Raw genomic sequence first — 6,733 nt, forward strand, 5'->3', positions numbered from 1 at the left:
CTTTCGGAATGGTTTTAATCCCCTTTCGAGAGTTTTTCGATCACGTCGGTCCACTTCCCCTGGGCCCTGAGGATGAATTCGGCCACCTCCCTGACCACCCCCCTTCCACCCCCTGCCAGGGTCACATAATCCGCCACCTCTTTGGCCTCGACCGAGCCGTCTGAGGGGGCGACCGAAAAACCGACCCGCTTCATGACGCCCAGGTCGATCATCTCGTCCCCGACGTAGCAGATCTCCTCGTCCTTGAGGCCAGAGTCTTTTTCAAATTCATCGAGCTTTCCGATCTTGGCCGAGGTCCCCCATAATTTCTCCAGCGGGACCCCGTAGATCTTCCCCACCTGTTCATCCGTCCTCGTGATTTTACTGGTCAGGAAGGCCACGCCGATCCCCCCTTCCTGGAGGGCCAGGCATCCCAGACGGTCGCGAAGGGAGAAGCATTCCGACTTCTTCCCATCATCCGTATAATATAGGGTGTTATCCGTCAGGATCCCGTGAATGTCGAGGATCACAAACTTTACCTTTTTGGCTTTCTCAACGGCCTGCTCCCTGTCTTTCATCGGAAACCTCCCCTTTCGAAATCTCCTTTCAGTTTTCTCTCGATATCCTCTTTGAGGGCCTTCTTGTCGATCTTTTCCGCTTTGGTCAAGGGCATCCGATCGACGAACTCGATCCTCTCCGGAAGCTGGAGGACCGAGGCCTTCTTCTCTTTGAGGTGGGCGATGATCTTTTCAAAGCTTAAATCCGCCCCCGGCCTGGGTTGAATGTATGCGCAGACCCGTTCTCCGAGGTCCGGGTCGGGCATGGGCACGACCGCAACCAGGGCGACATCGGGATGGGTGCTGATCAGGGATTCGATCTCCGTGGCGCTGATGCTTTCGCCTCCTCGATTGATCATCTCTTTGACCCGGCCGGTGAGCCTGACCACGCCCCTTTCATCGATGATGGCCAGATCCCCGGTCCGGAAAAACCCATCTTCGGTGAAAACCTTCGCATTCTCCTCGGGCGCTTTGTAGTAACCGGTGAAGACTCCCGGCCCTTTGATGACCAATTCTCCCGGCGTGTTGGGAGGGAGCTCTCTGCCGTCCGGGCCCACCACCTTGTAAAGGTCGTAAGGACAGGTGGGTTTCCCCACGGTATGGAGGATCGTCTCGAGAGGATCCCCGGTTCGGGTCAGGGTGGTCTGGCCCTCTGTGCCTCCATACCCATTGTAGAAGTGACAGCGGAGATCTTCCCTCACCCCCTTCACCAGCTCAGGAAGGCTCAGGCTCCCGCCACAATGCATTGCCCTCAGGGAACGGAGATCATAGTTTTTCCGGCCTTCGTAGTCGAGTAGCCTTTTTGCAAGCGTCGGCGTCCAGACGATCGTGGTCACCCTCTCTCTCTGGATCGTCTCGCAGACCTCCTTCATCTCCGTCGTATCGAGAAAGACGTTCTTGCCAAAGGCAAAAAGGGTGCTTCCGAGCCCTTTGGTGAAGGTGAGGTCATGGCCGATCGGTCCGGCGAGGAGGCAGGTGTCTCTGTGACTCACTTCCCAGGCATAGGCGGCAAATTCCATGGTGCAAATGAGGCTGTTGTGGGTTCGGGGGACCAGTTTGGGAAGACCCGTCGTCCCACCCGTGGGACCCATGTGGGCGACCTCCATGGGATCCGGTCTTCTCAAGGCAAGCCGGGTGAGGTTGGCTTCGTTGAGCTCCACCCCTGCCATCAATTTCTCCATGCTTTTATAGAGTCCCAGACCCTCGCTCCGGACAAGGATGACGTTTCTCAAAAAAGGGGTCTCCTTGACCACATCCTCGACGATGGGAAGGTAATCGGTCTTCTTATATTTTTCCGGCACGATCCACAAGGTGGCCTCCGAGAGTTTGGCCAGGTACTGGATCTCGTGCTGTCGATAGCGGTCGATGAGCAACACCGGGATGGCACCGACCTTTTGGGTTGCAAAGTAGGCGAAGACGAACTCCACCCAGTTTGGGAGTTGAATCAGGACGCGGTCTCTCGGGGCGACCCCAAGGTCCAAAAGGCTCACCGCGAGGCGGTCGGTTTTCTCCCTCGCCTCTTTGAAGGTGAGCCGGTGCTGTCCGTCCACAAAGGCCTCTTTGTCCGGAAAGACATCCGCCGCCTTGTCCAGGAGATCCCCCAAGGTCATACCGGACCACCAGCGAAGGCGAATATATTTCTCAGCATCTTCTTGGGGATAAGGGGTGAAGCCTTCGAGATAGCCTGTCATCTCATCCTCCTCTCCAAGGCTTGGGGAAGGTCATTTGTATCCCATGCGGGTCACCTTTTCGACCCACTCTTCCCATTTTCCCATCGAACGGAGGATGAATTCACAGGTCTCCCGGATTGGCCCTCGACCTCCGGGTGCGGTGGTGATGTAGTCGGCGACCTCCTTCACTTCATCGATGGCATCGGCTGTGGCCACAGCGAATCCGACCCTTTTCAGGAGGGGGAGGTCCGTGATTTCGCAACCGATGTAACCCACCTCTTGGTCGCTGAGGTTCAGCTCACGTTTTAACTCCTCCAGTTTTGCCACTTTATCTTTCACCCGGAAGTAGAATTTATCGAGTTTTAATTCCCTGGCGCGGAAGAGCCCCTCCTCATCGATGGAGGTCGTATCCAAAAACGCGATCTGGATTCCATTGGCCGTCAGGGAGAGATCGCCAAACCCGTCCATGTGCCAGAAGGCATACTTCCGTCGGCCTTCGATATCGCAGAAGAAGGTGTTCGGGGTGAGGACGCCGTGGACATCGTGGGCGAACAATTTGATCCTCTTGGCCTTCTCTCTCGCCTTTGCGAGGTCTTTTTCGAATCCCATGCCTTTCTCCTTTCCCTCAAGCCTTTCGGGGACCGGCTCAGCCCAGCTTTTTCCCCAGTTGGTAGTAGCGATTTTCGAACCAGATCAAGGGTTTCAACTTGGGTCGGATCTTGTGGGCGACGACCTTCCCGACGTAGAGGATATAGTCGCCCTCCTTCACCGAATTCACCAGTTTACATTCGAGATTGGCGAAACAATCGGTGATCATGCTTCCTTTGATCGTAGAGGCAGGCTCGGTGTTGATCTTAAATGTCTTCAATTTGTCGATGGATTCTCCGTGGATCGCCCCTAACTTCTCGGCCAGGTCGACCTGATGGGTGGAGGCGAGGTTCACGACGAATTCCTTGGCCTTGGGGATGAGGCGATGGGTGGTGCTCTCCTTGGAGATGCTGATGGCGATCAGGGGAGGGGAATCCGAGACAAACATCCCCGAAGCCGTCATGAGATTATGTTTCCCCCCTGCTTCGACGCTCACAAAGGTGACGATGCAGGGAAGTTCTCCAAAAATTACATCTCTATAATGCCACATCTTGCCCTTCCTCCTTTCTCTGCGTTCAGAACCGATTCAATCCTCAAACCCGTACTCCTTCCATCGGGACTTCACCTTGGCCAGCATCGCTTCCGAAAGCTTGATTTCCGTCGGCTTGACCGTCCACTCAAAGGGGATGGTGGCGTCGAGGATGATCCGGGAGGTGATAAATTTATTGTCCTCCGGCCCGAGGGAAGGATCGAGGGGGGTCGATCGTCCGCGGTGGATGATCTGGGTGCCCCGCTGAGGGTTATAACGCGTCCCGAGGGCCCACCATACCCGGGGGAGGTCGTCGGCCTCGATGTCGTGATCGACGATGATCACCATTTTCACCCCGTACATTCCTGTGTTGCTCGCGATCACCGCAGCTGCCACCTGATCGGCATGACCTGGATACATCTGCTCCACGGAGACGACCACGATAAATCGGCCGGAGGCCTCGGGCAGGGTGTAGACCGATTTGATTCCAGGGATCTCCATCTTGGCCAGTTCGGTCCAGAGGCTGGCGTTCCTCGTGAAGGCATAGAGGATATGCTGGTCTCCGACGGGCCTGCCCACGCTCGTTTCCCAGAGGATGGGGTTGTTTCGATGATAGATCCGTTTTACGTCGAGAGCGGGCTTCGGGATGGGTTTGATCAATTCCTCCGTGTAATAACCGGTATATTCTCCGAAGGGGCCTTCGTTTCGGAGGTTTTTCGGATCGATCTCCCCTTCGAGAACGATCTCCGCGGCCGCAGGGATGGGGAGCCCCGTCAGGGGGGCCTTGACGATCTCGACGGGTTCCCCTCGTAAAGAGCTCACCACGTCGTAACCACTCTTCGCCTTCACCGTGGTGGCCGCACCGGCCAGGACGTGGAGGGGGTCTCCCCCGATGATGGCACAAGCGGGCATCTTTTTGCCCGCCTTGGCATACTTTTTCAAGATGCGGTCCCCTTTTTTCCCCTTCAGGATCTGGACGCCCACCGTCTTATCATCGAGGATCCCCATCCGGTAGGTTCCGAGATTGATATCGCCGGACTCGGGGTCCTGCAACACCATGAAGACCGCGGTCCCGAAATACCGACCCCCATCGAGCTCATAGAATCTGGGGGAGGGGAAAGCAAAGGTATCCACCTTGTCTCCCTCGAGGACGTTTTCGAAGATGGGCCCATCTTTCTGCTCCTTGGCCTTAATCACTTCCTTGACGGCCACATTGACCCATTCCTTGGTGAGCTGGACCATGGAAAGGGAGGGGTCCTTTCCCAGGATGATGGCGAGCCTTTTGGTCGTTCCGAAAGCGCCGGTCAGAACGGGGCTGGTATATCCCTTGACGTTTTCAAAAAGCAGGGCCGGTCCGCTTTTCTCTTCCACGAGCTTGGCGATATGGGAGATCTCGAGGTCCCAATCCACCTCGGCCTTGATCCGTTTTAATTCCCCGACCGCTTCACATTTAGCGATAAATTCCCTGAGGTCCATCTTCACCCTCCTTCCCCAATCGTGGGTTAAAAGTCGATTTGGCCTTCATTATCTTTTGAACAGGAGGGGCTTGTCAATTCATTTATTTTTATGTTTTAATAACTTCTGGTTATGGGCAAGCAGATCCCCCTTTATGATTCGATCCAATCCCTTTTCGTTTTCCACGAGGTGGCGAAGCAGAAGAGTTTTTCGAAGGCCGCCGAGGAACTCTACGTCACCCAGCCCGCGGTGACCAAACACATCAAAGGGCTCGAGCAGAAGATCGGGATGCGCTTGATCGAAAGGGGAAAGGCCGGTTTCGGCCTGACGGAAGCGGGAAAGATCCTTTTCAAATCGACCCAGAGGATCGCAGGACACCTTCAGGAGGTCGAGCATCTTCTTGGAAAACTCCGGAAGGAGCACCATGGTTTTCTGAGAATTGGAACGACGGAATCCTATTCCCGATGCCTGATGCCCGAACTTCTCTCGGAATTTCAGACGCGCTTTCCTTCGATCAAGATCGCCCTCGATGTCGGGAGCTCGGAGGAGATAGAGAAGAGCCTGCTGGCCTACCAGAACGATGTGGCCTTGATCGCCGTGACCAAAATTTCCCCCAAGTTCGAATGCGTTCCGTTTCTTAAGGAAGAACTCGTCCTGATCGTCTCCCCCCAGCATCCCCTGGCCAGCCACCGGAGCGTCTCCCTCAGGGCCGTGGAGGGATACCCTTTTATCATCCGGGCCAGAGGATCGACGACGAGAAAAATCGTGACGGAGGCCTTCAAAGAGCTGGGAGTTCACCCCTCCCTTTTCATCGAAGCCGGCAGCTCAGAATTCATCAAACAGTGGGTCTCCGAAGGAAGAGGGATTTCGGTCATCGTCGATCGGATCGCTGAGGAGGAGGCGAAAAGGGGACAGGTGGTCCGGATCCCCCTGGAAGAAAGATTCCAGTTACAGGTCTCTTTGCTCTATCTGAAGGCGGAGAGAGGCAACCCGGCCATCCAACATTTCAGCCGCTTCATCGAGGAGAAGAGGGAGGGGGGAGGCAAGGTACGGAATTTACAAATTAAAACTTGACAAAAAAATAATACTTGGTTAAAAATAATAAGTTAAAAATCTTTTTGCTCTGGGATCTTCTAATATAACTCATTGATTTTCCAATCTTTTTGTTTGCACGGAGGATTTTGCTCAAAAGCAATTCAAAAGATCTTGGAGAGGTTCCCGAGCGGCCAAAGGGGACAGACTGTAAATCTGTTGGCAATGCCTTCGGAGGTTCGAATCCTCCCCTCTCCACCAGTTCGATATTAATTCGATATTAAAAGGTCTGAAGCTGGGCGGAAAAGGTTTTTGAGCGGTTTGCCCGCTGAAGTGTGGTTTCGTCGATATCCGTGGATCCGAGAAGTGACCGTTGTCCAACAAAACGACCCCGATTGAGAGGAAAAGCGGGAGTAGCTCAGTTGGTAGAGCATCAGCCTTCCAAGCTGAGGGTCGCGGGTTCGATCCCCGTTTCCCGCTCCAAAGAATACAACCTTACTTGGTGATAGAGGTTCCATTCAAGAGGAAGCCTGTCTCGATTCGCTGACAGGTTTTTTATTTATTTTTCTCATCACCCATGCCCACGTAGCTCAGTCGGTAGAGCGCATCCTTGGTAAGGATGAGGTCACCAGTTCAATCCTGGTCGTGGGCTCCAACGAGGCGAGGCCTTTCGATCATCTTCTTTGGAGGAACTCAAGGAGGGAGGAGCCATGTCGAAGCCGAAGTTTGAGAGGACGAAGCCGCATGTGAATGTGGGGACGATTGGGCATGTGGATCATGGGAAGACGACGTTGACGTCGGCGATTACGAAGGTGTTGTCGGCTCGGGGGTTGGCGCAGTATATGGCGTTTGATCAGATTGACAAGGCGCCGGAGGAGAAGGAGCGGGGTTTGACGATTGCGATTGCGCATGTGGAGTATGAG

7 protein-coding genes and 3 tRNA genes are annotated in these 6,733 nt (G+C 54.7%); 5 read left to right on the plus strand and 5 right to left on the minus strand.

The window, feature by feature from the left end; all coding sequences use genetic code 11:
- Positions 1-14: 14 nt before the first annotated feature.
- The 5 genes from N3G78_12110 to ppcB are packed head-to-tail and all read right to left on the minus strand — an operon-like array spanning position 15 to position 4,799.
- On the minus strand, positions 15-557 hold the full coding sequence (locus N3G78_12110) for an HAD hydrolase family protein (protein MCX8118663.1): 543 nt from the start codon (positions 555-557) through the stop codon (positions 15-17).
- Positions 554-2,227, minus strand: coding sequence for an AMP-binding protein (locus N3G78_12115; GenBank protein ID MCX8118664.1), 1,674 nt, complete (start codon positions 2,225-2,227; stop codon positions 554-556). The genes N3G78_12110 and N3G78_12115 overlap by 4 nt, the downstream gene beginning before the upstream one ends.
- A gap of 30 nt (positions 2,228-2,257) precedes the next feature.
- Positions 2,258-2,815, minus strand: coding sequence for an HAD hydrolase family protein (locus tag N3G78_12120; GenBank protein ID MCX8118665.1), 558 nt, complete (start codon positions 2,813-2,815; stop codon positions 2,258-2,260).
- A gap of 37 nt (positions 2,816-2,852) precedes the next feature.
- Complete coding sequence (locus N3G78_12125) at positions 2,853-3,344, minus strand: flavin reductase family protein (GenBank protein MCX8118666.1); 492 nt, start codon at positions 3,342-3,344, stop codon at positions 2,853-2,855.
- Between the two features lie 36 nt (positions 3,345-3,380).
- Entirely contained in the window at positions 3,381-4,799 is a 1,419-nt protein-coding gene (gene ppcB / locus N3G78_12130; GenBank protein MCX8118667.1) for a phenylphosphate carboxylase subunit beta, read from the minus strand.
- Between the two features lie 111 nt (positions 4,800-4,910).
- Between ppcB and N3G78_12135 the strand changes: the two genes are divergently transcribed.
- The 5 genes from N3G78_12135 to N3G78_12155 all read left to right on the plus strand — a co-directional run.
- Positions 4,911-5,852 (plus strand): LysR family transcriptional regulator, encoded by a 942-nt coding sequence (locus N3G78_12135; protein MCX8118668.1) that lies wholly within the window; start codon positions 4,911-4,913, stop codon positions 5,850-5,852.
- Positions 5,853-5,986: 134 nt separating this feature from the next.
- Positions 5,987-6,071, plus strand: a tRNA-Tyr gene (locus N3G78_12140).
- A 146-nt stretch (positions 6,072-6,217) separates the two neighbouring features.
- A tRNA-Gly gene (locus tag N3G78_12145) sits at positions 6,218-6,293 on the plus strand.
- 96 nt (positions 6,294-6,389) lie between these two features.
- A tRNA-Thr gene (locus N3G78_12150) sits at positions 6,390-6,465 on the plus strand.
- 55 nt (positions 6,466-6,520) lie between these two features.
- The coding region (locus N3G78_12155; GenBank protein ID MCX8118669.1) for a GTP-binding protein at positions 6,521-6,733 on the plus strand (213 nt) is incomplete at its 3' end.

The sequence above is a fragment of the Thermodesulfobacteriota bacterium genome, from assembly GCA_026415035.1.
Taxonomy (GTDB): Bacteria; Desulfobacterota; BSN033; order BSN033; family UBA1163; genus RBG-16-49-23.

Excerpts from the sequence above, each read along its gene's own strand:
- ppcB (MCX8118667.1), bottom strand. The coding sequence starts at position 4,799 with ATGGACCTCAGGGAATTTATCGCTAAATGTGAAGCGGTCGGGGAATTA.
- N3G78_12125 (MCX8118666.1), bottom strand. The coding sequence starts at position 3,344 with ATGTGGCATTATAGAGATGTAATTTTTGGAGAACTTCCCTGCATCGTC.
- N3G78_12110 (MCX8118663.1), bottom strand. The coding sequence starts at position 557 with ATGAAAGACAGGGAGCAGGCCGTTGAGAAAGCCAAAAAGGTAAAGTTT.
- N3G78_12115 (MCX8118664.1), bottom strand. The coding sequence starts at position 2,227 with ATGACAGGCTATCTCGAAGGCTTCACCCCTTATCCCCAAGAAGATGCT.
- N3G78_12135 (MCX8118668.1), top strand. The coding sequence starts at position 4,911 with ATGGGCAAGCAGATCCCCCTTTATGATTCGATCCAATCCCTTTTCGTT.
- N3G78_12120 (MCX8118665.1), bottom strand. The coding sequence starts at position 2,815 with ATGGGATTCGAAAAAGACCTCGCAAAGGCGAGAGAGAAGGCCAAGAGG.